This is a genomic window from Sphingopyxis sp. LC363 (assembly GCF_000756385.1).
Taxonomy (GTDB): Bacteria; Pseudomonadota; Alphaproteobacteria; order Sphingomonadales; family Sphingomonadaceae; genus Sphingopyxis.
In genome coordinates this window covers 130,099-155,468 of record NZ_JNFC01000034.1, presented here as the reverse complement: position 1 = coordinate 155,468, position 25,370 = coordinate 130,099, and the positions used below count along the sequence as shown (strand labels likewise).

The 25,370-nt window shown below is 65.9% G+C and carries 29 protein-coding genes; 24 read left to right on the top strand and 5 right to left on the bottom strand.

Features of this window, described 5'->3' with window-relative positions:
- Positions 1–3: 3 nt before the first annotated feature.
- From FG95_RS13595 to FG95_RS13555, 9 genes are all read left to right on the top strand, one after another.
- Positions 4–666 carry a DUF4166 domain-containing protein gene (locus FG95_RS13595; RefSeq protein WP_037556532.1) on the top strand — a complete coding sequence of 221 codons (663 nt, stop codon included), beginning with the start codon at positions 4–6 and terminating at the stop codon, positions 664–666.
- On the top strand, positions 659–1,057 hold the full coding sequence (locus FG95_RS13590; protein WP_037556531.1) for a thiol-disulfide oxidoreductase DCC family protein: 399 nt from the start codon (positions 659–661) through the stop codon (positions 1,055–1,057). The genes FG95_RS13595 and FG95_RS13590 overlap by 8 nt, the downstream gene beginning before the upstream one ends.
- A complete protein-coding gene (locus FG95_RS13585) occupies positions 1,054–2,715 on the top strand; it encodes an SDR family oxidoreductase (protein ID WP_037556530.1) in 1,662 nt (553 codons plus the stop codon). The genes FG95_RS13590 and FG95_RS13585 overlap by 4 nt, the downstream gene beginning before the upstream one ends.
- Before the next feature lie 84 nt (positions 2,716–2,799).
- The gene (locus tag FG95_RS13580) at positions 2,800–4,983 is read left to right on the top strand and encodes a prolyl oligopeptidase family serine peptidase (protein WP_037556529.1); all 2,184 of its coding nucleotides are present in this window, start codon (positions 2,800–2,802) and stop codon (positions 4,981–4,983) included.
- Positions 4,983–5,471: a GAF domain-containing protein gene (locus FG95_RS13575; RefSeq protein ID WP_037556528.1), complete on the top strand. Its 489-nt coding sequence runs from the start codon at positions 4,983–4,985 to the stop codon at positions 5,469–5,471. Before FG95_RS13580 ends, FG95_RS13575 begins: the two co-directional genes overlap by 1 nt.
- A 114-nt stretch (positions 5,472–5,585) precedes the next feature.
- Positions 5,586–6,413, top strand: a complete 828-nt coding sequence (locus tag FG95_RS13570) for a glycine zipper 2TM domain-containing protein (protein WP_037556527.1) — start codon at positions 5,586–5,588, stop codon at positions 6,411–6,413.
- 245 nt (positions 6,414–6,658) lie between these two features.
- Positions 6,659–7,186, top strand: a complete 528-nt coding sequence (locus FG95_RS13565; RefSeq protein ID WP_037556526.1) for a hypothetical protein — start codon at positions 6,659–6,661, stop codon at positions 7,184–7,186.
- Positions 7,187–7,347: 161 nt separating this feature from the next.
- On the top strand, positions 7,348–9,198 hold the full coding sequence (locus FG95_RS13560; protein ID WP_037556525.1) for a gamma-glutamyltransferase family protein: 1,851 nt from the start codon (positions 7,348–7,350) through the stop codon (positions 9,196–9,198).
- A 140-nt stretch (positions 9,199–9,338) separates the two neighbouring features.
- On the top strand, positions 9,339–9,773 hold the full coding sequence (locus FG95_RS13555; RefSeq protein WP_037556524.1) for a PilZ domain-containing protein: 435 nt from the start codon (positions 9,339–9,341) through the stop codon (positions 9,771–9,773).
- A gap of 3 nt (positions 9,774–9,776) precedes the next feature.
- Here FG95_RS13555 and FG95_RS13550 read toward each other — a convergent pair whose 3' ends face one another.
- The gene (locus FG95_RS13550) at positions 9,777–10,169 is read right to left on the bottom strand and encodes a winged helix-turn-helix transcriptional regulator (RefSeq protein ID WP_037556523.1); all 393 of its coding nucleotides are present in this window, start codon (positions 10,167–10,169) and stop codon (positions 9,777–9,779) included.
- A gap of 113 nt (positions 10,170–10,282) precedes the next feature.
- Here FG95_RS13550 and FG95_RS13545 point away from each other — a divergent pair, with 113 nt between their 5' ends.
- The 4 genes from FG95_RS13545 to FG95_RS13530 all read left to right on the top strand — a co-directional run bounded on the left by FG95_RS13545 (position 10,283) and on the right by FG95_RS13530 (position 13,555).
- Positions 10,283–11,026, top strand: a complete 744-nt coding sequence (locus tag FG95_RS13545; protein WP_037556522.1) for an SDR family oxidoreductase — start codon at positions 10,283–10,285, stop codon at positions 11,024–11,026.
- A 184-nt stretch (positions 11,027–11,210) separates the two neighbouring features.
- Positions 11,211–12,461, top strand: a complete 1,251-nt coding sequence (gene rlmN, locus FG95_RS13540; protein ID WP_037556521.1) for a 23S rRNA (adenine(2503)-C(2))-methyltransferase RlmN — start codon at positions 11,211–11,213, stop codon at positions 12,459–12,461.
- A gap of 224 nt (positions 12,462–12,685) precedes the next feature.
- On the top strand, positions 12,686–13,144 hold the full coding sequence (locus tag FG95_RS13535; protein ID WP_037556520.1) for an outer membrane protein: 459 nt from the start codon (positions 12,686–12,688) through the stop codon (positions 13,142–13,144).
- Between the two features lie 87 nt (positions 13,145–13,231).
- Positions 13,232–13,555: a YnfA family protein gene (locus FG95_RS13530; RefSeq protein WP_037556519.1), complete on the top strand. Its 324-nt coding sequence runs from the start codon at positions 13,232–13,234 to the stop codon at positions 13,553–13,555.
- 150 nt (positions 13,556–13,705) lie between these two features.
- On the opposite strand, the gene FG95_RS13525 is transcribed toward FG95_RS13530, so the two are convergent.
- The gene (locus tag FG95_RS13525; RefSeq protein ID WP_037556518.1) at positions 13,706–14,419 is read right to left on the bottom strand and encodes an arylesterase; all 714 of its coding nucleotides are present in this window, start codon (positions 14,417–14,419) and stop codon (positions 13,706–13,708) included.
- A gap of 17 nt (positions 14,420–14,436) precedes the next feature.
- Between FG95_RS13525 and FG95_RS13520 the strand changes: the two genes are divergently transcribed.
- Positions 14,437–15,135 carry an ABC transporter ATP-binding protein gene (locus tag FG95_RS13520; protein WP_037556517.1) on the top strand — a complete coding sequence of 233 codons (699 nt, stop codon included), beginning with the start codon at positions 14,437–14,439 and terminating at the stop codon, positions 15,133–15,135.
- A gap of 157 nt (positions 15,136–15,292) precedes the next feature.
- A complete protein-coding gene (locus tag FG95_RS13515; RefSeq protein WP_037556516.1) occupies positions 15,293–17,794 on the top strand; it encodes an ABC transporter permease in 2,502 nt (833 codons plus the stop codon).
- Here FG95_RS13515 and FG95_RS13510 read toward each other — a convergent pair.
- The 3 genes from FG95_RS13510 to thrS are packed head-to-tail and all read right to left on the bottom strand — an operon-like array spanning position 17,791 to position 21,415.
- Complete coding sequence (locus FG95_RS13510; RefSeq protein ID WP_037556515.1) at positions 17,791–18,552, bottom strand: sulfite exporter TauE/SafE family protein; 762 nt, start codon at positions 18,550–18,552, stop codon at positions 17,791–17,793. The genes FG95_RS13515 and FG95_RS13510 overlap by 4 nt on opposite strands.
- The gene (locus FG95_RS13505) at positions 18,549–19,415 is read right to left on the bottom strand and encodes a metallophosphoesterase (protein WP_235211562.1); all 867 of its coding nucleotides are present in this window, start codon (positions 19,413–19,415) and stop codon (positions 18,549–18,551) included. The genes FG95_RS13510 and FG95_RS13505 overlap by 4 nt, the downstream gene beginning before the upstream one ends.
- Entirely contained in the window at positions 19,412–21,415 is a 2,004-nt protein-coding gene (gene thrS / locus FG95_RS13500) for a threonine--tRNA ligase (RefSeq protein WP_037556652.1), read from the bottom strand. Before thrS ends, FG95_RS13505 begins: the two co-directional genes overlap by 4 nt.
- Positions 21,416–21,706: 291 nt before the next feature.
- Here thrS and FG95_RS13495 point away from each other — a divergent pair, with 291 nt between their 5' ends.
- The 9 genes from FG95_RS13495 to FG95_RS13460 all read left to right on the top strand — a co-directional run bounded on the left by FG95_RS13495 (position 21,707) and on the right by FG95_RS13460 (position 25,356).
- Entirely contained in the window at positions 21,707–22,084 is a 378-nt protein-coding gene (locus tag FG95_RS13495) for a VOC family protein (protein ID WP_037556514.1), read from the top strand.
- A 96-nt stretch (positions 22,085–22,180) separates the two neighbouring features.
- Positions 22,181–22,345 (top strand): hypothetical protein, encoded by a 165-nt coding sequence (locus tag FG95_RS20800; protein ID WP_161786559.1) that lies wholly within the window; start codon positions 22,181–22,183, stop codon positions 22,343–22,345.
- Positions 22,346–22,348: 3 nt separating this feature from the next.
- Positions 22,349–22,762 (top strand): hypothetical protein, encoded by a 414-nt coding sequence (locus tag FG95_RS13490; protein ID WP_037556513.1) that lies wholly within the window; start codon positions 22,349–22,351, stop codon positions 22,760–22,762.
- Positions 22,759–22,953, top strand: a complete 195-nt coding sequence (locus FG95_RS13485) for a helix-turn-helix transcriptional regulator (protein ID WP_037556651.1) — start codon at positions 22,759–22,761, stop codon at positions 22,951–22,953. Before FG95_RS13490 ends, FG95_RS13485 begins: the two co-directional genes overlap by 4 nt.
- 72 nt (positions 22,954–23,025) lie before the next feature.
- The gene (locus tag FG95_RS13480) at positions 23,026–23,280 is read left to right on the top strand and encodes a DUF6356 family protein (protein WP_037556512.1); all 255 of its coding nucleotides are present in this window, start codon (positions 23,026–23,028) and stop codon (positions 23,278–23,280) included.
- On the top strand, positions 23,277–24,044 hold the full coding sequence (locus tag FG95_RS13475) for an alpha/beta fold hydrolase (protein ID WP_037556650.1): 768 nt from the start codon (positions 23,277–23,279) through the stop codon (positions 24,042–24,044). Before FG95_RS13480 ends, FG95_RS13475 begins: the two co-directional genes overlap by 4 nt.
- A 12-nt stretch (positions 24,045–24,056) precedes the next feature.
- Positions 24,057–24,494 carry an acyl-CoA thioesterase gene (locus FG95_RS13470; RefSeq protein ID WP_037556511.1) on the top strand — a complete coding sequence of 146 codons (438 nt, stop codon included), beginning with the start codon at positions 24,057–24,059 and terminating at the stop codon, positions 24,492–24,494.
- A 9-nt stretch (positions 24,495–24,503) separates the two neighbouring features.
- The gene (locus FG95_RS13465) at positions 24,504–24,941 is read left to right on the top strand and encodes a VOC family protein (RefSeq protein ID WP_037556510.1); all 438 of its coding nucleotides are present in this window, start codon (positions 24,504–24,506) and stop codon (positions 24,939–24,941) included.
- A 10-nt stretch (positions 24,942–24,951) separates the two neighbouring features.
- Complete coding sequence (locus FG95_RS13460; RefSeq protein ID WP_037556509.1) at positions 24,952–25,356, top strand: VOC family protein; 405 nt, start codon at positions 24,952–24,954, stop codon at positions 25,354–25,356.
- Positions 25,357–25,370: the final 14 nt, after the last annotated feature.

The window sequence follows — 25,370 nt, the reverse complement described above, 5'->3', positions numbered from 1 at the left end:
GCGGTGCGGGGCACGGCGAAAAGACCCGTCGAAGCGCCTGTCGTGCAGGGCGACGAGGATACGCTCTACGATTATCGCTTTCGCCGCCTCGTCGCGCACGCCGCATGGGACGCGCTCCCCGAAGACATTCGCCGCCGTTTCAGCAAGCGTCTGACGGGCGCCGCGGTCGCGACCTACAGCGGCGAGATCGTCTGGACGCGCCTGTCCCGCGCGGGCTGGCTGCTCGCGCAATTCTGCCGCCCGATCGGTGCGCCGCTGCCGCTTGCACCGAGCGGCCCTGCTCCCGCAGCGGTCGCGGTGAGCGAGGATCGGACGAACGGCGGCCAATGCTGGTCGCGCCTCTATGGGCGCGGGAGCGGGCATCCGCAGGTGATCCACAGCGCCAAAAGCTTCGCCGGCCCGACGGGGCTCGAGGAGCATATCGGCGGCGGTTTCGGCATGGCGCTGAGCGTGCATGCCGAGGCCGACGCGCTGATCTTCACGTCCGACCATTATTTCTGGCAGTTCGGCCGCCTCCGCCTCCGCCTTCCGCGCTGGCTGACGCCGGGAATCACAATCGTGACGCACCAGCATCTGGGCACCGGCCGCTTCGCCTTCGACCTCAAGGTGACCCACCCGCGCTTTGGCGAGCTCCTCAATCAGCACGCCCTGTTTCGCGATGGCTGACGGTCCGGTCATCCTGTTCGACGCCGAATGCATCCTCTGTTCGGCGAACGCCCGCTTCATTCTGCGCCACGACAAGGCGGCACGGTTCCGGCTCGCCTCGGTCCAAAGCGTCGCCGGCGCCGCGATCTGCCGCCACAATGGCGTCGACCCCGACGATCCGACGACGCTCCTCCTCGTCGAGGACGGGCGGGTACGGCGCGACAGCGATGCCATCCTCGGCATCTATCAAGGGCTCGGCTTCCCATGGGCGCTCGCGGGCGTCTTGCGTCTGATCCCCGCCGCGCTCCGCGATCGTGTCTATCGCTGGATCGCGCGCAACCGATACCGCTTCTTCGGCAAACGCCAAAGCTGCTGGATCGCCCCGCCCGAATATAGGGACCGCATATTGTGACGAAGAAGATCTTGATTCTGGGCGGCTATGGCGTCTTCGGCGGGCGGCTCGCCGAATTGCTGGCCGATCGCCCCGATCTCGAATTGTTGGTCTGCGGCCGCGACCCCGCCCGCGCCGAAACCTTCTGCGTCCGCTACCAAGGCAAGCCGCGTGTGGTTCCCTGCGCGCTGGACCGGCGCGACATCGCCGATGCCCTTCGACGCTTCGCGCCCGAACTCGTCGTCGACGCCTCGGGCCCGTTCCAGGACTATGGCGCCGGTCGTTACCATGTCGTCGAGGCGTGCATCGCGGCAGGCATCGACTATCTCGACTTTGCCGATGGTGCCGATTTCGTCTTCGGGATCGATCGCTTCGACGCCGCGGCCAAAGCGGCGGGCGTCTTTGTTCTGTCGGGTGTCAGCAGCTTCCCCGCGCTGACCGGCGCGGTGCTGCGCGAAATGGCGCAGACGATGGATATTCGCAGCGTCGAGGGGGGTATCGCGCCGTCGCCTTTTGCCGGCATCGGCCTCAACGTCATGCGCGCGGTCGTCGGCTACGCCGGCGCGCCGGTGAAGCTGCGCCGCGGCGGACGCGACACGCACGGCATCGGCCTCGCCGAAAGCATGCGCTTCACGGTCGCGGTGCCCGGCCGTTTGCCGCTACGCAATATTCACTTCTCGCTCGTCGATGTTCCCGACCTCCAGCTTTTGCCGCGCGCCTATCCGGCGATGGCCGATATCTGGATGGGCGCGGGGCCGGTGCCCGAGATTTTGCACCGCATCCTGAACCTGCTCGCCAAAGCCCGCAGGCGCTTACGCCTGCCGTCGTTCCAGCCATTCTCGCGCCTCTTCTATGCCGTGCTCAACCGGATGCGCTTCGGCGAGCATCGCGGCGGCATGTTTGTGCACGCCCGGGGCATCGCGGACGGCCGGGCGGTCGAGCGCAGTTGGCATCTTTTGGCCGAGGGTGACGACGGCCCCTATATTCCGTCGATGGCGATCGAGGCGATCGTCCGCAAATGGCTCGCCGGTAACCGTCCCCCCGCCGGTGCGCGGTCGAGCGTCGATGCGCTGACGCTGGCGGATTATGATGCGCTGTTCGATGGCCGCTCGATCCACACCGGCTTTCGCAGCGAAGAGCCCGACGCGCCGCTTTATCGCCGGATTCTCGGCTCCGCTTTCGACACGCTGCCACCGCGGCTGAGGGAGCTTCACGGCAGCAAGGCCGCGCGCCGGTGGCAGGGCCATGCCGAAGTCCGCCGCGGCACGGGCCTGCTCGCACGGATCGCGGCCGCAACGATGCGCTTTCCGAAAGCGGCTGAGCGAGCCCCCCTCAGCGTCGCGTTCGACCCCGAAACCGGCGGCGAACGCTGGACCCGCGATTTCGCCGGCAAGCGCTTTTCGTCGCACCAATCGCGCGGCACCGGCCGGAACGAATATCTGCTGGTCGAACGCTTCGGGGTGCTGTCGTTTGCGATGGCACTAGTCGTCGAGCGGGACCGGCTCCATCTGGTCCCGCGGCGCTGGTCGGCTTTCGGCCTGCCAATGCCGCGCTGGCTGATGCCCTATGGGGCGAGTTTCGAAACCGAAACCGGCGACCGTTTTCGTTTCGACGTCGAAATCGCTACGCCGCTCACCGGGTTGATCGTCGCCTATCGCGGATCGCTCGAACCGGCGTGACGCGCACTAAATCCCTTGTCCGCCCCTTGCCGATCCTTACATACAGGCGCACGATAATTTCCCAACCAATGAGGTCGCCTTGCCATGTCCCGTAAAAGCCTGTCCGCCCCGCTCGCGCTGGTTGCCCTGATGACTCCGGTAGCCATGACGCCGGCGGCGGCCCAAGCGGCTGAAGGAGCGGCCGAGGCGGCGGCGGCATCGGCCCCCGCCGCGGCGCTCGCCTATCCCGACACCCTGCGCGGCGACACGGTCGACCCCCAATTCGGCGTCGACGTCGCCGATCCCTATCGCTGGCTTGAAGACGACGTCCGCGTCAATCCGAAGGTCGCCGACTGGGTAGCGGCGCAGAACGAGGTGACCGACGCCTATCTCGACACGCTGCCTGGCCGCGACGCGTTCAAGGCCCGGATGACCGAGCTTTACGATTACGAACGCTTCGGCCTGCCGACCAAGGCCGGAAGCCGCTATTTCTACAGCCGCAACGACGGGCTGCAGCCGCAGTCGGTGCTCTATGTGCGCGAAGGGCTGAAGGGCGAAGGCCGCGTGCTGATCGATCCGAACCTGTGGACCAAGGACGGCGCAACCGCGCTCGCCGAATGGAGCCCGTCGGAAGACGGCAAATATCTCCTCTATTCTGTGCAGGACGGCGGCACCGACTGGCGCGTCGTGCGGGTGATGGACGTCGCGACCGGGAGCGACCTGCCCGACATGATCCGCTGGGTGAAATTCTCGGCGCTCGACTGGGCGAAGGACGGCAGCGGCTTTTATTATTCGCGCTTCCCCGAACCAGAGGAAGGCGAGGCCTTCCAGTCCTTGAACGAGAATCACAGCGTCTATTTCCACAAGCTCGGTACACCGCAAAGCGAGGATGTGCTGATCCACGCGACCCCCGACAAGCCCAAGCTCAACAACAGCGCGATCGTCACCGACGACGGCAAATATCTGCTCGTCGTCTCGTCCGAAGGCACCGACGAACGCTATGGCCTGACGCTGTATCCGGCGGGCAAGCCCGGCGCGAAGCCGATCACCCTCGTCGACGATTATGCGAACAATTGGGAATATGTGACCAACGCGGGCACGCGCTTCACCTTCCTCACCAACAAGGACGCGCCGCGCGGACGGATCGTGTCTTTCGACGTCAAGAAGCCCGGCGAACTGACGCAGATCGTCGGCGAGAATGAGGCGACGCTGGTCGGCGCATCGCGCGTCGGCAATCGCATCATTCTCTCCTATCTCGGCGATGCGAAGTCGGAGGCGCGGATGGTCGCGCTCGACGGCAAGCCGATCGCCAACATCAATCTCGCCGACATCGGTTCGGCATCGGGCTTCGGCGGCAAGTCGAGCGATCCCGAAACCTTCTACGCCTTTTCGAGCTATGCGCGCCCGACGACGATCTATCGTTTCGACACACAGACCGGGAAGAGCGAGATTTTCGCCGAGCCCAAGCTGACCTTCAAGCCCGCCGACTTCACCGTCGAACAGCGTTTCTACAAGTCGAAGGACGGCACCGACGTGCCGATGTTCGTCGTGATGAAAAAGGGCCTCGATCGCAGCAAGGGATCGCCGACGCTGCTTTATGGCTATGGCGGTTTCAACGTGTCGTTGACCCCGGCCTTCTCGCCGACGCGGCTCGCCTGGGTCGACAAGGGCGGCGTTCTCGCGATCGCGAATCTGCGCGGCGGCGGCGAATATGGCAAGGCGTGGCACGACGCCGGGCGCCTCGACAAGAAGCAGAATGTCTTCGACGATTTCATCGCCGCGGGCGAATATCTGATCGCCGAAGGCATCGCGGGCAAGGGCCAGATCGCAATCGAGGGCGGGTCGAACGGCGGCCTGCTCGTCGGCGCGGTGACCAACCAGCGCCCCGACCTGTTCGCCGCGGCGCTGCCCGCGGTCGGGGTGATGGACATGCTGCGCTTCGACCGCTTCACCGCCGGCCGCTATTGGGTCGACGATTATGGCTATCCGTCAAAGGAAGGTGATTTCAAGAATCTGCTCGCCTATTCGCCCTATCATAATATCAAGGACGGAACGGCCTATCCGGCGGTGCTGGTGACGACCGCAGATACCGACGACCGCGTCGTGCCGGGGCACAGCTTCAAATATACCGCCGCGCTCCAGCACGCCGATGCGGGCGACAAGCCGCATCTGATCCGCGTCGAAACCCGCGCCGGCCACGGCAGCGGCAAGCCGACCGACAAGATCATCGCCGAAGCGGCCGACAAATATGCCTTTGCGGCGAAATGGACCGGGCTGAACGTCGAATAATGTCCTACGCCCTCTCCTTCTCGGCCACCGATCCCGCCGAATTATGGGCCGAGGCGGGCGACGCCGCCGCGTCGCTCGTCGCGGGCGAGCGCGACGGCATCGCCAATATGGCAAATGTCGCGGCGCTGATCTGGCAGGCGATCCCCGACCTCAACTGGGCGGGCTTCTACCGCTTCGACGGCAGCGAACTCGTGCTCGGCCCGTTCCAGGGCAAGGCGGCGTGCATCCGCATCGCGCTCGACAAGGGCGTGTGCGGTGCCGCCGCGCGGCTGCGCGCCACCCAGCGCGTCGACGATGTCCACACCTTCCCCGGCCATATCGCGTGCGACGCCGACAGCCGCAGCGAACTCGTCGTGCCGGTGATCGCGGACGACCGGCTGGTCGGCGTGCTCGACCTCGACAGCCCGACCCCCGCGCGCTTCACCGCCGCCGACCAGGCGGGCGCCGAAGCGCTGGTGGCGCGCATCGCGGCTTCGCTCGCAAGCTAAACCCGCCCCAAATCGGGACATAAACTTCACGGTTAACGGAATCGCGAACACACGCCATTTTTGCTAACAAGCTGTTAACCAATCGGTTCGGGCCGAGGGAACAGGGAGCAAGTCATGCGCACGTTCGTGTTGTTGGGATTGGCCGCGGGGTCGCTGTTGCTGGCGGGTCATGCCCGCGCCGAACAGCCCGCACTCGACTATGGCGTTCCCGCCGATCCCGATACGCGCGTCTACACCGGCTATCCCGACCGCGTGCCGAGCGAGGTCGACTATCGCACCGTGAACGGCACCTATGATGCCGAGGGCCGCTGGAGCGGCACGTGGGACGGCACCTATGAAGCGCCCGACGGACGCGTCTACGAAGGGCGCTACGAGGGCACGATCGAAGGCCATGGCGCCGGCTATCCGCCGCCGCCCGCTTATGATCCATATTATAGTGGCGGGTATGACCCGCGTTACGAAGCGGAAATGGAACGCCGCTGTGGCCGGGGGGGCACAGTGGGCGGCGCGGTTGTCGGCGGGCTCGTGGGGGGTATCGCCGGCAACCGCATTGCCGGCCGCGGCGACCGCACCGCGGGCACGCTGATCGGCGCCGGGGTCGGCGCGCTCGCCGGGTCGGCGATCGGCAGCGCCGCGGACCGGAAGAAATGCGAACAATGGTGGTCGAGCCGCAGCGCCCGCTATCAGGGTGGCTATTATCAAGGCGGTTATTATCCCGGCGGCTATTTAACCACCTACCATCACGGCGGTTACGGCTATGGCTACGGCTATTATACGCCGGGCGTTGTCGTCACGACGATCATCAACGGCGCGCCGGTCGTGACCGAGACGGTCGAGACCTCGACGCGCACCTATTATGAAAATGTGCCGGTGCGGAAACGCTATGTCGCGAAGAAAAAATGGAAACCGAAACGCAAGCCGGTGCCGCGCTGCGTCTGCTGAAGTGTCATGAGATAGGTCTGGTCACCTATTATCTGGTCTCAAGGCCCGTCATCCACCGGATGGCGGGCCTTTCCTTTGGCCCCGCGCTTTGCCGCCTCCGCGCAAGGGCGCGTTAGATGAACGCCAGCAAAACCAAGGCTGAACGCCAGATAAGCGCCGGGTTCAGCACCGCGTCACGGCGGGTCCGCTAGACCATCCTCAACAGGCTGCCCCATGCCGCCTGCGTTGTTTGAGGAGACCGAACCATGGCTATCAAGACCAACCTGACCAGAGCCGCAATTGGTGCGGCCACCGCCGGCGCGATGCTGATGAGCGCCGCCCCCGCCGCGGCGCGCGACCGCTATGACCGCGACGGGATCAGCGCGGGCGAAATCATCGCCGGCGCCGTCGTCCTCGGCGGCCTCGCGGCGATCCTGTCGAGCGGCGACAACGACCGCTATGATCGCTACGACCGATATGACGATCGCTATCGCTATGACGATCCGCGCTACGGCTATGGCTATAATTACAACCGCTATGGCAACAGCCGCAGCGCGATCCGCCAGTGCGTTAACGCCGTCGAACGCGGCAGCCGCCGCTATGGCCGCACCGACGTCACCGAGGTGACCGACATCGACCGCAAGCGCGACGGCTATCGGGTCAAGGGCCGCGTCGTCGTGCGCGACGGTTACGGCGGCCGCTGGGGCCGTGGCGGCTATTATGACCGCGGCAAGTTCAGCTGCGACGTTCGCTACGGCCGCGTGCGGGACATCGACTTTTCAGGTCTGCGTTAAGCCTCCGAACCTATCGCCTTCCGGCCCGCCCGTGCTCCGCACGCGGCGGGCCTTTTGCTACGCCCGACGCCCGCTTTACCGTATCGGATAGCGATTCCGGCCTTGCCATCGCGGGCATATCCCGCAAAAATCGGGTTTTTCCTCAGGGGGATCCCGAGCCCATGCGTCGCCGCACACTCCTCGCCGCCGTTCCCGCCGCTGCGCTATTGCCGACGGCCGGCCTCGCCGAGGGCACGAAGCCTAAGACGGCGCCCGCCGCCCCCAAGGCGAATGCTTCGATGCCGCCGGTCTGGGACGCCGGTGCCGACCGCTTCGTGCGACCCGACGTCCAAAGCGGCGACCGCCCCGTCGGCGCCAGCTTCGCGTCGCGCACCGCAGCTTATGGGCTCAGCGGCGCGGCGGGAACCGCGCATCCGCTCGCGACACAGGCGGGGATCGACATTTTGAAGCGTGGCGGCTCGGCGGTCGATGCGGCGATTGCGATCAACGCGTGCCTTGGCCTGCTCGAGCCGACCGCGAACGGCATCGGCGGCGATGTCTATGCGATGATCTGGGACCCGAAGACGAAGAAGCTCGCCGGTCTCGCGGGATCGGGCAAGAGCCCCCGCGGGCTCGACCTCGCGACGGTGCGCAGCCGCGCCAAGGGCGGCACCCTGCCCGCCTATGGCGCGATCAGCGTGTCGGTGCCGGGGACGGTCGACGGCTGGTGGACGATGCACCAGCGTTACGGCAAGCTGCCGTGGAAGGAGCTGTTCGAGCCCGTCATCGCGCATGCCGAGGCGGGGGCGCCGGTCCCCGACATGATCGCATATTATATCCGCCGCAGCCTCGCCGGCTTCCGCCAGCCCGGCCGCGGAATCGAAGAAGTCGACAATGCGATCCGCACCTATGGCCTGAACGACGGCAAAGGCCCGGCTGCGGGACAGGTTTTCCGCAACCCCGACCTTGCGCGCACCTTCCGCCTGATCGCCGAAGGCGGCCGCGACGCCTTTTACGAGGGCGAAATCGCGCGCACCATCGACGCCTATTTCAAGCGGATCGGCGGCTGGCTGCGCTACGAGGATCTCGCCGCGCACAAGTCCGAATGGATCGAGCCGCACAAAACGGGCTATCGCGGCACCGACGTTTATGCCCTCGGCGCGAACACGCAGGGGATCGCGACCTTGCAGATGCTCAACATCCTCGAGCATTTCGACCTGAAAGGCGCGGGCTTCCAGTCGGCGCTGTCGATCCACCTGCAGGCCGAGGCGAAGCGTCTCGCCTATGAGGACCGCGCGCGTTACTACGCCGATCCGCACTTTTCGAACGTGCCGGTCGAATGGCTGATCTCGAAGGAATATGCGGCCGAGCGCGCCAAGCTGATCCGCCCCGACCGCCTGCTCACCCCCGTCCATCCGGGACAGGCGCCAAGCCGCGGCGACACCACCTATTTCAGCTGCGCCGACCAGGACGGGATGATGGTGTCGATGATCCAGTCGAACTTCCGCGGCATGGGGTCGGGGCTGGTCGCCGACGGTCTCGGCTTCATGTTCCAGGATCGCGGGCAATTGTTCAGTCTGCAGGACGGGCATCCGAACATCTATGCGCCCGGCAAGCGGCCGTTCCAGACGATCATCCCGGGCTTCGCAGCGCGTGGGCAGGTGCCGTGGATGAGCTTCGGCGTGATGGGCGGCGACATGCAGCCGCAGGGGCAGGCGCAGATCGTCATCAACCGCGTCGATTACGGGCTCGAAATCCAGTCGGCCGGCGACTCGCCGCGCTGGCACCATGAGGGATCGTCCGAAACGATGGGCGAGGATTCGCCGGATCTCGACCCGAACGGCATGTTGCGGCTCGAAAGCGGGGTGCCCGAGGCGAGCCGCCGGAAGCTGGCCGATATTGGCTGGACGATCGGCGAACCCGATGGCGGATTCGGTCGCTATCAATGCGTCGAGCATCGCATGGATGGCGACACGCGTGTCTATGCCGCAGCGAGCGAGATGCGTGCCGACGGGTGTGCGCTGGCCTATTGAGGCGCGCCGACGGCCGGATAATTCCGCACAATTATCAAACACGCTATACGAAAATTTACCTTCCCTGTTTAGGACTCGTGTCCGGGACCAAATAGATAACCGTCCGAGGTGGGAATCGGGCGGCAAATACTGAGTCGCGCATGTCGAATCCCGAGGCCTCCCCTGCCTCATCAAACCCGGAGGAAAAGCGCCAACCGCGGCAGTCGCGTCTGGTCAAGGCGGCGCTCGCCTGTCAGCGGCTCGGCCGGTTCGACGTCACGCTGCGCAATGTCTCGTTGACGGGCGTCGGCGGACAGGGACCCCATATCCTGCAGATCGGCGAGCGTATGACGCTGTTCCTGCCCGGCCACGAACCGATGTTGGGGACGGTGCGCTGGGTCGCGGGCACGCGCTTCGGCATCCAGACCGACCGCGAGATCGAAACCATGCGGCTGCGCGCCGCGCACACCGACCAGATCGCCGCCGCCGACAGCATGGCCGAGTTCCAGATCATCCCCCCGCCGCGCGTCGATACCTGGCGCCCCGGCCTCACCCGCGCCACCGGCCTGCCGGGGCAATTCGGACGCAAACGGTAAGGCCTACCCGCGCGCGTCGAAGGCCGATCGCGCCCTTTCGATCCGGTCGAGATTGGTTTCGGCCCAGATCCAGACGCCGCAAAAGGCTTCACCCAGACTGTGACCGAGATCGGTAAGGCAATATTCGACCTTGGGCGGGACCACCGGGTGGACCGTGCGCACCAGCAGACCGTCACGCTCCATCGCCCGCAAAGTCTGCGTCAGCATCTTCTGGCTGATCCCCGGAACGAGCCGCGCCAATTCGGTGAAGCGGCAGGTTCCATGATCTTCCAGTTCCTCGAGGACGAGGAGAGTCCATTTGTCGGCGACTCGGCCGATGAGTTCGTTGACGAGCGTCTCGACACGCGGATCGACCGGCGCATGCGGATCGTATGAAATTTTTTCGGCGGCAGGCATGGCTGAAAATCCAACTCTCTCTTTTTGGTAACTATCGCACCTTCGGGTGCCTACTTTCCTTTGGAGAGTATAGGAATATCTAGGCCTCTCACCACCCCCAAAGGAGAAGCGCCATGAAGACCAGCGGCAACACCATCCTCGTCACCGGCGGCGGCTCGGGCATCGGCCTCGCGCTCGCGCAGCGCTGGCACGACGCGGGCAACAAGGTCATCGTCACCGGCCGCAACGCCGCCAAACTCGACGCGGCGATCGCCGGACGCCCGAACATGTCGGCAATGTCGCTCGACGTCACCGATGCCGACGCCATCGCGGCCTTTGCAAAAGAGATCGTCGCCAAGCACCCCGACCTCAACATCCTCGTCAACAACGCCGGCATCATGAGCGCCGAGGATGCGAGCGCGAAGCGCGACCTGACGCACGCCGAGACGACGGTCGTGACCAACATCCTCGGCCCGATCCGGCTGATCGACGCGCTCGTCGATCATCTCGCGGCGCAGGCCGACAGCGCGATCGTCAACGTCACCTCGGGGCTCGCCTTCGTCCCCTTCCCCAAGGCACCGACCTATTCGGCAACCAAGGCGGCGATGCACAGCTATTCGGTCGCGCTCCGCATCCAGCTCGAAGGCAAGTGCGAGGTGATCGAACTCGCGCCGCCCGCGGTGCGCACCGACCTGACCCCCGGCCAGTCGACGCGCGAGGGCTATATGCCGCTCGATGATTTCGCCGACGAGGTCATGGCGCTGTTCGCGCAGCAACCGACGCCAGAAGAGGTTCTGGTGCAGAACGTGCTGCCGCTGCGCAATGCCGAGGCGAACGGCACCGTGCCGCAGGTGCTGGCGATGCTGAAGTCGCTGTAATCTTTGATCCTCCCTGTGCCGCAGACATGGCGAGGTGGCAGCGGCGCAGCCGCTGACGGAGAGGCTGGTGCCTATCGCCCCTCCACCATCCTGCGGATGGTCCCCCTCCCCATCGCTTCGCGACAGGGAGGATAACCGCGCCCAATTGCGCTTTTCGCCCTCTCCCACTATATGGCCGCGCATCATGCAGATTCCCGGCCATATCGACCCCGTCACGACGGGCACCGTCCCGCTGCGCGGCGGCAACCGCATCGACCTCGTCGGGCTGACCCGGGACGCGATCGGCGGCGTGCTCGTCGAGGCCGGACTGGACGCGAAAGCGGCGAAGCTGCGCGCCAAGCAGATCTGGCACTGGATCTATCACCGCGGCGTCACCGATTTCGAGGCGATGACCGACATCGCCAAAACGATGCGTCCCTGGCTGACCGACCGCTTCATCATCGGGCGCCCGACGGTGCGCGAGGCGCAGGTGTCGAGCGACGGCACGCGCAAATGGCTGCTCGCCGCCGCCGACGGCCAGGAATATGAAATGGTCTTCATCCCCGACGCCGATCGGGGTACGCTGTGCGTGTCGAGCCAGGTCGGCTGCACGCTCAATTGCCGTTTCTGCCACACCGGCACGATGCGCCTCGTCCGCAACCTCGGCGCGGGCGAGATCGTCGGGCAGGTCCTGCTCGCACGCGACGCGCTCGGCGAGTGGCCCAAAGGCACGATGGCGGGGTTCGGCGCCGATCCCGAAGATGACGATGCCGACGAGGATGCCGCTGGCCACTATACCGCCGACGGCCGCATGCTCACCAACATCGTGATGATGGGCATGGGCGAGCCGCTTTATAATTTCGACGAGGTCAAGGGCGCGCTCAAGATCGTGATGGACGGCGACGGGCTCGCGCTGTCGAAGCGGCGGATCACTTTGTCGACCAGCGGCGTCGTGCCGATGATGGCGCGCGCGGGCGACGAGATCGGGGTCAATCTCGCGGTCTCGCTCCACGCGGTGAACAAGGAAATCCGCGACGAGATCGTGCCGCTTAACCGCAAATATGGCATCGAGGAGCTGTTGCAGGCCTGCGCCGACTATCCCGGCGCGAACAATGCGCGGCGCATCACCTTCGAATATGTGATGCTCAAGGACAAGAACGACAGCGACGCGGATGCCCGCGAGCTCGTGCGGCTGATCAAGCAATATAATCTGCCGGCGAAGGTCAATCTGATCCCGTTCAATCCTTGGCCCGGCGCGCCCTATGAATGTTCGACGCCCGAGCGGGTACGCGCGTTCAGCAACCTGATTTTCAAGGCCGGCATTTCGGCGCCGGTGCGCACCCCGCGCGGGCGCGACATCATGGCGGCGTGCGGACAGCTGAAAAGCGCGGCGACCAAGCCGACGCGCGCCGAACTCGACCGCATCGCCGAGGAAAAACAGGCCGCGCTCGGCTGATCGCCCTTCGCGCGCCGACTTCTTCCTTTTAAAAATCGCCAGAAATCCGTGGTTCCGCGGGTATGATTTCGCATAGCCATTCCATACCGTGTGGTAAAAATAACACAGGTAAGAAAATTGTCATATTCTGAACGATCCATTCATTGAAGCGACAGCCGCGAACGCCATTTAAGAGCCGGCCGCGACCCAAAGGGCGCAGCCGGATTTGAAAGAAGGAAAACAACATGAAGAAGTTCGCAGTTGCAGCCGCTCTCCTGACGGCCATCGTTGCAACCCCCGCCATGGCGGCCGAAGGCGGCGAAGCTCGCGCCGAAGTGCGCGGCGGTCTGATCACCGGCAATGGCCAGGACGAAGGCACGCTCGGTCTCGCCGCCGGTTATGATTTCGACCTCGGCAGCTCGACCTTCGTCGGCGCCGAAATCGCGGGCGACAAGGTTCTCGTCGACGGCGCGAACGTCCAGTTTTCGGCTGGCGGCCGCGTTGGTGCCAAGATCGGCGCCAGCGGCAAGCTTTATGCCACCGGCGGTTACACCTTCGGCGACGTCGACGATCCCTATGTCGGCGCCGGCTACCAGCATAAGCTGACCCAGAATGTCTATGCCAAGGGCGAATATCGTCACCAGTTCATCGACAACTTCGGCGACTTCGACACCTTCGTCGTCGGCCTCGGCTTTGCTTTCTGATCCTTTCGGACCAGCGAAACGAAAAGAGAGGGGCGGCCCATCGGGTCGCCCCTTTTCTTTTGCCCACGCTCCGGCCACGGTGCGGCGATGACGGCATTCGCATATATCGGCGCGGCGCTCGCGGAAATCGCGGGCTGCTTCGCCTTCTGGGCGTGGCTGCGGCTGGACAAGTCGGTGTGGTGGGTCGTGCCCGGGGTGGCATCGCTCGCGCTGTTCGCCTGGCTGCTCACGCTCGTCGATGCCGAGCATGCCGGGCGCACCTACGCCGCTTATGGCGGCGTCTATATCGTCTCGGCGCTGCTGTGGCTGTGGGCGGTCGAGGGCGCGAAGCCCGATCGCTGGGACCTGATCGGCGCCGCCGTGTGCCTTGGCGGTGCGGCGATCATATTGTTCGGGCCGCGGGGCGGTTGAGTCCTCAATCCTCCCTGTGCCGTAGGCATGGGGAGGTGGCAGCGGCGCAGCCGCTGGCGGAGGGGCTTTAGCGCAACGTCACGGCCCCTCCACCACTCATCTGCGATGAGCGGTCCCCCTCCCCATCGCTACGCGACAGGGAGGATACCTTTATCCGGCCTCCGGCAGCGCCTGTTCGACCAGCGGCGCCAGCCCCTCGGCCACCACTTTCACCCCCCTGGCATTGGGATGGAGATTGTCGCCGAGCATCAGCGCCTTGTCGGTCACCACATTATCGAGGATGAAGGGATAGAAGCTCACATCATATTTCGACGCGAGCTCGGGATAGATGGGATTGAACTTCCCCGCATAATCGCTGCCGAGGTTCGGCGCCGCCATCATGCCGGTGAGCAGCACGGGGATGTCGCGTTTCTGAAGCTCGGCGAGCATCGCGTCGAGATTGGCGCGCGTCTGGTCGGGGCCGATGCCGCGCAGCATGTCGTTACCGCCGAGCCCGAGCAGCACGAGCGCGGGCTTCGCCTTGGCATTGTCGAGCACATAGGTCAGCCGCTGGCGCCCCGCCGCGGTCGTGTCGCCCGAAACCCCGGCATTCTGGACGCGCGCGACGACGCCGTCATCGGCAAGCGCGGCCTGCAATTGCGGCGCGAGCCCTTCCTTCGGACCAAGCTGATAGCCGGCGTAAAGGCTGTCGCCGAAAGCGATCACGAGCGGGGCGTCGGGCGGGATTGCGGGCGCCGCTTTCGCCGCGCCCTTGTCGTTCGTCGATGCTGGTGGCGCCTCCGCCGACCCGCACGCCGCGAGCGGTTGGCAAAGCGCAATCACGCAACCATATATCAAGGCAGAACGCCATCCGGCCGTTTTCATTCCAAAGGGTCCTCTCCTTGCCCGACACCCCACGACAATCGCCCGATCTGGCGATCGCCGCCCATAATGTGACGCTGACTTTGGGGAGCGACAAGGCCCCCGTCGAAATTTTGCGCGGAGTCGACCTCGAGGTTGCGGCGGGGACGTCGGTCGCGCTGCTCGGCCCCTCGGGATCGGGCAAAAGCTCGCTGATGGCGGTCCTCGCGGGTCTTGAGCGCGCCAATGGCGGCAGCATTCATGTCGCGGGGCTCGACTTTGCGGCGATGGATGAAGACGATCTCGCGCGCGCAAGGCGCGGCCGCATCGGCATCGTCTTGCAGGCCTTCCACCTGCTCCCGACGATGACCGCGCTCGAAAATGTCGCGGTGCCGCTCGAACTCGCTGGGCTGTCCGATCCGTTCGGCCGCGCCGCTGCCGAACTCGAAGCCGTCGGCCTCGGCCACCGTCTCACCCATTATCCCGCGCAGCTTTCGGGCGGCGAGCAACAGCGCGTTGCGATCGCGCGCGCGATGGCAAGCTCGCCCGCGATCATCTTTGCTGACGAGCCGACGGGCAATCTCGACACCGCGACGGGACACGCGATCATCGAGCTGATCTTCGCGCGCCGCGCCGCGCTCGGTGCGACGTTGCTGATCATCACACACGACCCCGAACTCGCCGAACATTGCGACCGCGTCGTCGTGATGCACGACGGTCGGATCGAGGAGCGGGCGTGAGCGTGGCCGAATCATCCTCCCTGTGGCGCAGCCATGGGGAGGTGGCAGCGGCGCAGCCGCTGACGGAGGGGCTATGGCGCTGCCGTCGGGGCCCCTCCACCATCTGTTTCGCAGACCGTCCCCCTCCCCATGGCTACGCCACAGGGAGGATTGGTTGATGCTCCCCCTCGCCACGCTCTGGCGGATCGCGCGGCGCGACCTTGCGGCCCGGATTCGCGGCCTCCGCCTCCTCGCGGTCTGCCTCTTCCTCGGCGTCGCGACGCTCGCGGCGATCGGCAGCCTGACGCGCGGTATCACCTCCGAACTCGAAGTGCGCGGACAGACCATCCTCGGCGGCGACATCGAATTCAGCCTGCCGCAACGCGAAGCGAGCGCCGAAGAAATGGCGGGCTTCCGCCGCGTCGGCACCCCCTCGGCCACCGTCCGCCTGCGCGCGATGGCGAACGATCCCGATGGCGAGGCGCTGCTCTCCGAGTTGAAGGCCGTCGATAGCGCCTATCCGCTCTACGGTACGATGCGGCTCGAAAGCGGCGCACGCCAAGGCCCGCCGCCTCCGGGCAGAATCTGGATCGGCAAGGACCTCGCTTCGCGGCTCGATCTCAAGGTGGGCGAGCGCGTAAAGTTCGGCGAAAAAGCGTTCCTTATCGACGGCATCATCGCCGAAGAACCCGACCGGCTAGGCGAAGGTTTCACGCTCGGTCCGGTCGCGATCATCGGGCTTTCCGACCTGCCCGCGACGCAGCTGATCCAGCCGGGAAGCCTTTACGAGAGCAAATATCGCGTCCGCTTGCCCGACAGCGCGAACCCCGAAGCCGTCGGCAAAGCGCTCACCGCCGAATTCCCCGACGCGGGGTGGGACATCACCGACAGCAGCAACGGCGCGCCCGGCACGCGGCGCTTCATCGAGCGCATGGGACAATTCCTGTCGCTCGTCGGCCTCGCGGCGCTCGTCATTGCCGGGATCGGCGTCGGTAACGGGGTCGCGAGCTATCTCGCGGGCAAACGCCCGGGCCTCGCGACTTTGAAGGTGCTCGGCGCCGACAGCGGCACCGTCGCGCGCATCTATGGCCTGCAGATCCTCGCGGTCGCGGCGGTGTCGATCGCGGCGGGGCTGATCGTCGGCGCGCTCGCGCCCGCGATCATCGGCGCGATTGCGGGCGATGTGCTGCCCGTCAAACCCGGCGTCGCGATCTATCCGCTGCCGCTTGGCGTCAGCGCCGCCTACGGTCTGCTCATCGCAATCGCCTTCGCCCTGCCCCCGCTCGCCGCGACACGTCACGTCCCCGCCGCGGGCCTATATCGCGCGACGGTGAGCGGCGCGGCGCGGATCGACCGGCGCACGGTGATCGCGGTCGCGGCCGCGCTCGCCGCAATCATCGCGCTCGCGGTCGGCACCGCGCGCGAGCCCTTGTTCGCGCTCGGATTCGTCGGCGCAGCGATCGGCCTGCTCCTCATCCTCGTCGGGCTCGGCTGGCTCGTGCGCCGTACCGCGAGCCGCCTGCCGCGCCCGAAACGCCCGCTCTTCCGCCTTGCGCTCGCCAACCTGCACCGTCCCGGCGCCGCGACCGGCGCGCTTGTCGTCGCACTCGGGCTCGGCCTCACCCTGTTCGTGACGCTCGCGGCGATCCAGACGAGCATCACCGCCGAAATCCGCTCGACCGTGCCGCAGCGCGCGCCGAGCTTCTTCGTTCTCGACGTGCCGCGCAGCGACGCCGCGCGCTTTCGCACGCTCGTGACCGGCGCCGACGCCAAGGCCGAAATCAACATGATCCCGGCGCTGCGCGGCAGCGTCACCGAATTTCGCGGCCAGCGCGTCGACGAGCTTGCCGAACTGCCCGAGGGCGCGTGGGTGCTGCGCGGCGACCGCGGGCTAACCTATAGCCCGGTCCTGCCGAACGGCAGCGAGCTCGTTGGCGGCGCATGGTGGGCGGCCGATTACAGGGGCCCGCCGCTGGTCAGCGTCGAGCAGGAGGTCGCGACCTCGCTCGGGCTGGGGCTCGGCGACACGCTCTCTGTCAATGTGCTGGGGGTCGAGGTGCAGGCGAAGGTCGCCTCCTTCCGCACCGTCAACTGGGACAATTTCGGGCTCAACTACGTCCTCGTCTTCTCGCCCGGCACCTTCGACGCCGCGCCGCACAATATGGTCGCGACGGTGGCGGTAGGCCCCGAAGCCGAAACCGAGCTGTCGCGCAGCATCCCGCGCGCCTTCCCCTCGGCGTCGCTGATCGCGGTGCGCGATGTCGTGAGCCAGGTCACCACCCTGCTCACCCAGATGAGCCAGGCGATCGCCGCCGCCGCGAGCATCGCGATTCTTGCGGGGATAGCGGTGCTGATCGGCGCGATCGCCGCGAGCCGCGAGCGGCGCGTCTACGACAGCGTCATTCTGAAGCTGCTCGGCGCGACGCGCGGCCAGGTACTGGGCGCGCAGGGCATGGAATATGCGGTGCTGGCGGCTATTCTCGCGGTGCTGGCATTGGGGCTCGGCCTCGCGGGCGCCTGGTATGTCGTGACGCAGCTCTTCGAGTTCGACTTCGCCCCCGATCCGCTGATCGTCGGGCTGACCTTGCTCGGCGGCGCGGGTCTGTCCTTTCTGATCGGCATCGCGGGCAGTTGGCCCTTGCTCTCGGCCAAGCCCGCGCAGGCGCTGCGCAGTCTCTAGTTCAACAGGCGCACTACCGCCGACACCGCCGCGACGCCGAGCACGACCGCGACCATCGCCTGCCAGATATGCGGCGGGACGCGGCCGAAATGGCGCGCGCCGACATAATTGCCGAGCCACATCGGCACGAACAGCAACACCGCCATCAGGAACAGCCGCCAGGTCGCGATGCCGAGCCACAGCGACGCGAGCGTCCCCGCGATCGCGGTCATGAAAAAGATCATCAGCATCGACGCGCGCGCCACTTTCGGATCGATACGGCGGCGCAGGTAAAAGGGCACGACCGGCGGCCCCGGCATCGCGGCAAAGCCCGTGAGGATACCCGACGTGATCCCCGTCCCCGCAACGGCAAGCCGTCCGGGGCGGTGGCCTTCGGGCTTTTTCGGCAGCAGCACGGCGACAAAGGCCGCGACCGCCGCGAGCGTGATCAGCAGGCGCGCGATGTCGGCAGGGGTCAGGTCGAGCACATACATGCCGACCGGCGTCGTCGCCATCGCTGCGAGCCCGATCGGAAGCGCCGTCTCGCGGTCGGCGTCGGCGATGATATGCCCGATCCCAACGGGGCCGATCAGCAGCTGCAACAATATCCCCATCACCACCGCCTCGCCCGGCGGGATCAGAATGCCGAGCAGCGGCACGAGGATGATCGCCATGCCGAACCCGGTCAGCCCGCGCACATAGGCGGCCCCAAAGGTCATCGCCGCCGCGCCGACGAGCGTCAGCGGCGCGAAGCCGAAAAGATGCGGGGTATCGATCATGAGCGCGGATCTTTCGGTTTCAGCGTGATCAACCACGCGTCGGGCGGGGTGAGGTAACGAAGCGGCAAGAGGCTGGTCCCGAGCCCCGCCCCGACGAAGACGCGCTGTCCACCGTCGCTTATGTCACCGCATGCAAAGCGGTCGCCGTAGCGCGAGACATAGGTCAGCGCGCCGATGAAGGGGAAGCGGATCTGGCCGCAGTGCGTATGACCCGCAAATACCGCCGCCACCGGCCGCGGCACGTCGGGCACGATGTCGGGGCTGTGCGTGAGCAGCAGCGGCACATCCGCACCGAGACGGTCCATCGCGGCGAGCGTCGCGGGAACATCGTCGTGCCCCGAATAATCGTCGTCGACCCCGCCGACGATGAGCGGGCCGAGCTTTACCGCTTCATTCTGCAGCACCCGGATGCCGCGCTTTTCGAGCTCGCCGCGGAGCGCGTCGGGCCGGAACCAGTGATCATGATTGCCCGGTGCGACGACGACGCCGAGAGGCGCCTTCAGTTCGCCGAGCGGCGCCACGACCTCGGCCGGCGAGTAGACATGCGACGCGCTGCGCTTTTCGCTGACGAGATCGCCCGCGATCAACACGAGGTCGGGCTTCAGGCGGTTGAGGTCGGCCACGATCCGGAGGAGCCGTTCGGGCGGCATATCGGGTCCCGCCACGTGGATGTCCGACAGCAGGAGTAATTTGAGAGCGGGCTGTCCCATGGGCAGACCTGCCACTTCCACCGTCGCGGTGCGGATCACCGGATCGCGCGTTGCGTTCCAATAGCCCTTGGCGAGAAGCCCCGCGCCGGCGAGCCCCAGCAACAGGAGCCAGCGCAGCCAGCGGCGCGGACGACGCTTCTCCTTCCCGCTCAATCGCGCAGATCGGGCGGGGTCGCTTCGCCCTTCAGCATCGCGATCGCGTCGGCGAGCGGCATGATGCGCTGGCCGTCCTGGCCGAGCGTACGGATCGCGACCGTTCCCTCTTCGGCCTCGCGCTTGCCGACGACGAGCAGATAGGGGACTTTCGCAAGGCTGTGTTCGCGCACCTTATAGTTGATCTTCTCGTTACGAAGGTCGCTGTCGGCGCGGATACCCGCCGCGGTGAGCTCTGCCACCGCGTCCTTCGCATAATCGTCGGCGTCCGAAACGATCGTCGCGACGACCGCCTGCACCGGCGCGAGCCAGGTCGGGAAGCGCCCTGCGAAATGCTCGATCAAAATGCCGATGAAGCGCTCATAGGTGCCGAGGATCGCGCGATGCAGCATCACCGGGCGGTGGCGCTCGCCATCCTCGCCGATATAGCTCGCGTCGAGGCGCTCGGGCATCACGCGGTCGGACTGGATCGTCCCGCACTGCCACGTCCGGCCGATCGCGTCGGTCAGGTGGAATTCGAGCTTGGGAGCGTAGAAAGCGCCCTCGCCCGGCAATTCTTCCCAGCCATAATCCTCGTTCGCCATGCCCGCGCGCGCGACGGCTTCGCGAAGCTCGGCCTCGGCCTTGTCCCACATATCGTCGCTGCCGAACCGCTTTTCGGGGCGCAGCGCGAGCTTCACCGCATATTTCTCGAACCCCAGCTGGCGATAGACGCGGTCGAGCAATTCGCAAAAGGCGCGCACTTCCTCGACGATCTGGTCTTCACGGCAGAAGATATGACCGTCGTCCTGCGTGAACTGGCGCACGCGCATGATGCCGTGCAGCGCGCCGTGCGGCTCGTTGCGGTGGCAGCAGCCCATTTCGGCCATGCGCAGCGGCAGATCGCGATACGACTTCATGCCCTGACGAAAGATCAGGACGTGCGCCGGGCAGTTCATCGGCTTCAATGCCATCCACTCGGCATCGTCGGAAACGATCGGGCCCTCGTCCTCGATGTTCGGGATTTCGTCGGGGATGACGAACATATTCTCGCGATATTTGCCCCAGTGGCCGGATTGTTCCCACTGCTTGGCGTCCATCACCTGCGGCGTCTTGACCTCCTGATAGCCCGAGCCGTCGATCGCGCGGCGCATATAGGCTTCGAGCTCCCGATAGATGCGATAGCCCTTGGGGTGCCAGAAGACGCTGCCATGCGCCTCTTCCTGCAGGTGGAAGAGGTCCATCTCGCGCCCGATCTTGCGATGGTCGCGCTTGGCGGCTTCTTCGAGGCGGACGAGATGCTCGGCGAGCTGCTTCTTGTTAAGCCAACCGGTACCGTAGATGCGCGACAACTGCGCATTCTTCTGGTCCCCGCGCCAATAGGCACCCGAGACGCGCGTCAGCTTGAACGCCGCGGGATCGAGCTTGCCCGTCGAAGCCAGATGCGGCCCGCGGCACATGTCCATCCAGCCGTCGCCCGAGCGATAGACCGTCAACTCTTCACCCTGCGGCAATTCGGCGGCCCATTCGGCCTTGAACGTCTCGCCATCGGCCTGCCATTTGGCGATGAGCTTGTCGCGCTCCCAGACTTCGCGCGTGAGGGGAAGATCGGCGGCGATGATCTTGCGCATCTCCTCCTCGATCAACGGCAGCTCCTCGTCGCGAAACGGGCCATGCTCGGCGGCCGGCGCGAAGTCGTAATAGAAGCCGTCGTTCGTCGACGGGCCGAAGGTGATCTGCGTGCCGGGAAACAGCTTCTGCACCGCCTCCGCCAGCACATGCGCATAGTCGTGGCGTGCGAGTTCGAGCGCGTCGGCCTCGTCGCGGCTGGTGACCAGCGCGAGGTCGGTATCGCCTTCGAACGGACGCATGATGTCGCGAAGCTCGCCATTGACGCGCGCCGCGATCGCGGCCTTGGCGAGGCCGGGACCGATCGCCGCCGCGACGTCGGCCGGGGTCGAACCCGCGGGCATTTCACGCACCGAGCCATCGGGAAGGCTGATTTTCAGCATCTCACTCATCGAAATCCGTCTTTCATCGCTTTGGTCCGCGCCATGGCACAAGGCGGCGCGCACCGGAAGAGGCCGCGTCCAGCTTTCGAAAATTCGGGTGGAAGGACGCCGCGCCACCCGAACCCGGGTGGCAGCCGGCGCGCGTTCAGGCCGCGGCCGACCGCCCCCGGCATGCGGGGGTAGTGGTGGTCCGGGTCGTGATCGGCGTCCGCGTCATGCCGTCCACATAGGCGGCGCGAAAGCCTTTGTCATCACCCGCCGGAAACCTATGCTGGCCTTCGGCCTTCCGGGAGTTCCATCATGTCCGACGCACCGACGCACAGCATCGCCGCCATTCTCCCCTGCAGCGACCTCGACGCCAGCACCGCATTCTACGAAATGCTGGGGCTGAAAGTCGTGAGCGACCATGGCACTTATCGCCTGCTCGCCGACGGCAAGGGCTGGCAATTGCACCTGACGAACGAATCCGGTCCAACATGGCCCGAGCGCGACCAGAATCCCTTCGGCCTCTACCTCTACACCGAACGCGTCGCGGAACTCGCCGAACGTGTCGGCGACCGCATCATCGAGCGCGAAAAGGCGCCGACGCACAAGCCGTGGGGCATGTATGAATTCGCGCTGTCCGACCCCGACGAGACACTGGTGCGCGTCGGCTGGCCGAGCGAGCTGATCGGCTGACCCAACAAGCATCCTTGTCACTATGTAAATGAAGCTTGACTATTCATGTCGCATCATGTCAATGTTCCTTTACCTATTAACAAGGGAGCTTGACCGATGCCGCCAATATTCCGTGCCCTGCTCTGGGCCATTCCCAGCTTCGCCGTTGCGCTCGCCTGGATCGCCGGCCTCATCCCGGGGCCGCTCGGCAGCGCGTTGGTCCTTGCCGTGCCGATCGCGATGATCGCGACCATGCCGCGCGCGGCATGCCGGAGGGGTTGAGCGATGGCGACCAACCCCGCACAGCGGCGTTACGTCGGCCGCATGATCCCGATTTCGATCGCCTATATCGCGGCGGTGATGCTCGCGAGCTGGATCATTCCCGATGACGCCGCGGCGACTCCCCTAACCGTCGCGGTGGCGCTGGTTCCCGCGCTCGCGACATCGGGCTTCATCTGGGCGATGGCGCGCTATCTGGCCGAGCTCACCGACGAATATGTGCGGATGCTCGAGATCCGCAAGATTCTGGTGGCGACCGGGCTCACGCTGGCGCTGGCAAGCGGCTGGGGCATATTGGAATTGTTCACCGATGTGCCGAAGGTGCCGCTTTTCTTTGTCTTCCCGGTCTGGTGCCTGGGGCTGGCGGCCGGGTCGCTCGTCAACAGGCTGACCATCGGCGACGCCGGACCTTGCGCGTGAAGAACCGCCTGAAAGTCCTGCGCGCCGAGCGCGACTGGAGCCAGCAGGATCTTGCCGAAAGGCTGGAGGTGTCGCGCCAGTCGGTCAATGCGATCGAAACGGGCAAATATGATCCGTCGCTCCCCCTCGCCTTCCGGATCGCCGACCTGTTCGGCCTGCCGATCGAAGCGATTTTCCTGCGAGAGCGATAATCGCGCCGGCGAGCCTTGCAGGCCGCCTCCCCGCCCGCTACGGCGGCGGCAGCCGGAAAGGAGCCCGCCGCCATGTTCAAGCGCCTGTTCGTCGACCATCCGAAGAGCGTCGATGAAAATTACATCGAACATTTCGGCGTCGCATCGAAATTCGGGGTGACGATGATCTGGGGCGGCCTCTGCGCGCTGGTCCATGCGGTCGTCCCCGGCTGGTGCATCACCACGGGCAGCGACACGATCCAGCGGCTCAACCACATCATGGTCGAAAAGCGGCGCGCCAAGGGGCAGGCCGTGATGCAGATGAGCACGATCGACTGGGTCATCTGATCGCGGTGGACGCCGTTCCCGAATATCTCGAACGCTCGGGCCGCCCGCGGCTCGCCTATCGCCATACGCCGGGCGCCGGTCCCGCGATCGTCTTCCTGCCCGGCTATATGTCCGACATGGCGGGGGGCAAGGCGACCGCACTTTTCGACTGGGCGGTTGCCGAAGGCCACGCCTGTCTGCTGCTCGATTATGCCGGATGCGGGCTTTCGGACGGATTGTTCGCCGACCAGACGCTCCTCGATTGGCGCGGCGATGTGCTCGACATGATCGACGCGAAGGCCGAAGGCCCAGTCGTCATCGTCGGATCGTCGATGGGCGGCTGGCTGATGCTGCTCACCGCGCTCGCGCTGGTCCAGCGCGACGGGTCGGCGCGCGTCGCGGGGCTTGTCGGGATCGCGGCGGCGCCCGATTTCACCGACTGGGGCTTCACGTCGGAAGAAAAGGCAATCATCCTCGCCGAGGGCGCCTTGGTCGAGGAAACGCCGTACAGCGACCAGCCCTATGTGACGACGCGCGGCTTTTTCCAGTCGGGCGAAGCCAACCGCCTGCTCGACGCCGAAATCCCGCTGACCTGCCCCGTGCGCCTGCTCCACGGGCAGGAGGACGGTGACGTTCCGCCCGAAATCAGCCTGCGCCTGTCGAAAGCGCTCGCGAGCGCGAATGTGCAGGTCACGCTCGTCAAGGGCGGCGATCACCGCCTGTCGCGCGATACCGATATCGCGCTGCTGATCGACACGGTCGCGCGGCTCGCCACGCAAATCTAGAAAAGGACTCCCATGGCCCGCAGCGACTTCCGGTTCCACGTCACCAAGCGCGTCCGCTATGCCGAGATCGACGCGCAGCGCGTCGTGTTCAATAGCCGCTATCTCGAATATTTCGACATTGGCATCACCGAATATTGGCGCGCCGCGGGCGTCTATGACCGCTGGCCCGACCACAGCAGCCCCGAATTCCACGTCGCGCGCGCCGAGGTCGATTACAAGGTGCCGATCCTGCTCGACGAAGAGATCGACATCTGCGTGCGCGCGTCGCGCGTCGGCAAAAGCTCGATGACCTTTCTGTTCGAACTGCACGGCGCGGGCAAGGACGACCTGCGCGCCACCGGACAGCTCGTCAACGTCCATGTCGCCGAGGCGCAGGGCGCGCCGGCGCCGGTACCGGACGAATTCCTATTCCTGTTCGAAGCGTTTGAAGCGCGGCCCCTTCGCGCCTAAATACGCGCCATGACCAAATATCTTCATACGATGATCCGCGTGTCGGATCCCGACGCCACAGTCGATTTCTTCAAGCTGATCGGGCTCGAGGAAACACGCCGCTTCGATGACGAGAAGGGCCGCTACACGCTGATCTTCCTCGCCGCCCCCGGCCAGCGCGATGTCGCCGAGGTCGAACTGACCTATAACTGGCCGCCCGCCGACGGCAGCGCCCCCGAAGACTATACGGGCGGGCGCAATTTCGGCCACCTCGCCTATCGGGTCGACGACATCTATGCGACGTGCCAGCGCCTGATGGACGCCGGGGTGACGATCAACCGCCCGCCGCGCGATGGCCATATGGCCTTCGTGCGCTCGCCCGACGGCATTTCGGTCGAGCTTTTGCAGGAAGGATATCTCGAGCCCGCCGAGCCCTGGGCGTCGATGCCCAACACGGGCAGCTGGTAAGCACCGCGCGATGGGCCTGTTGATCAACATCGACGTGCCCGACCTCGCCGCCGCCGAGCATTTCTACACCGCGGCCCTCGGCCTGTCCGCCTCCCGCCGGTTCGACGACGACATCGTCGAGCTGACGGGATGCGAAATCCCCATCTATCTGATCCGAAAGCCCGCCGGAACGGCGATCGGCCCCGGCGGCGGCGATTTTCGCCGTTACAACCGGCACTGGACGCCGGTGCATCCCGATTTTTCAGTCGAAAATCTCGATGAAGCGATCGCGAAAGCCCTCGCCGCCGGCGCGGTGCAGGAGGGCGAGACATTGGACCTGCCCTATGGCAGACAGGCGATGTTCGCCGATCCGTTCGGCAACGGATTCTGCCTGATCGCGTTCAACGAGCGGGGCTATGACGCCCTTCTGACCTGAGCAGGAGAACCAAG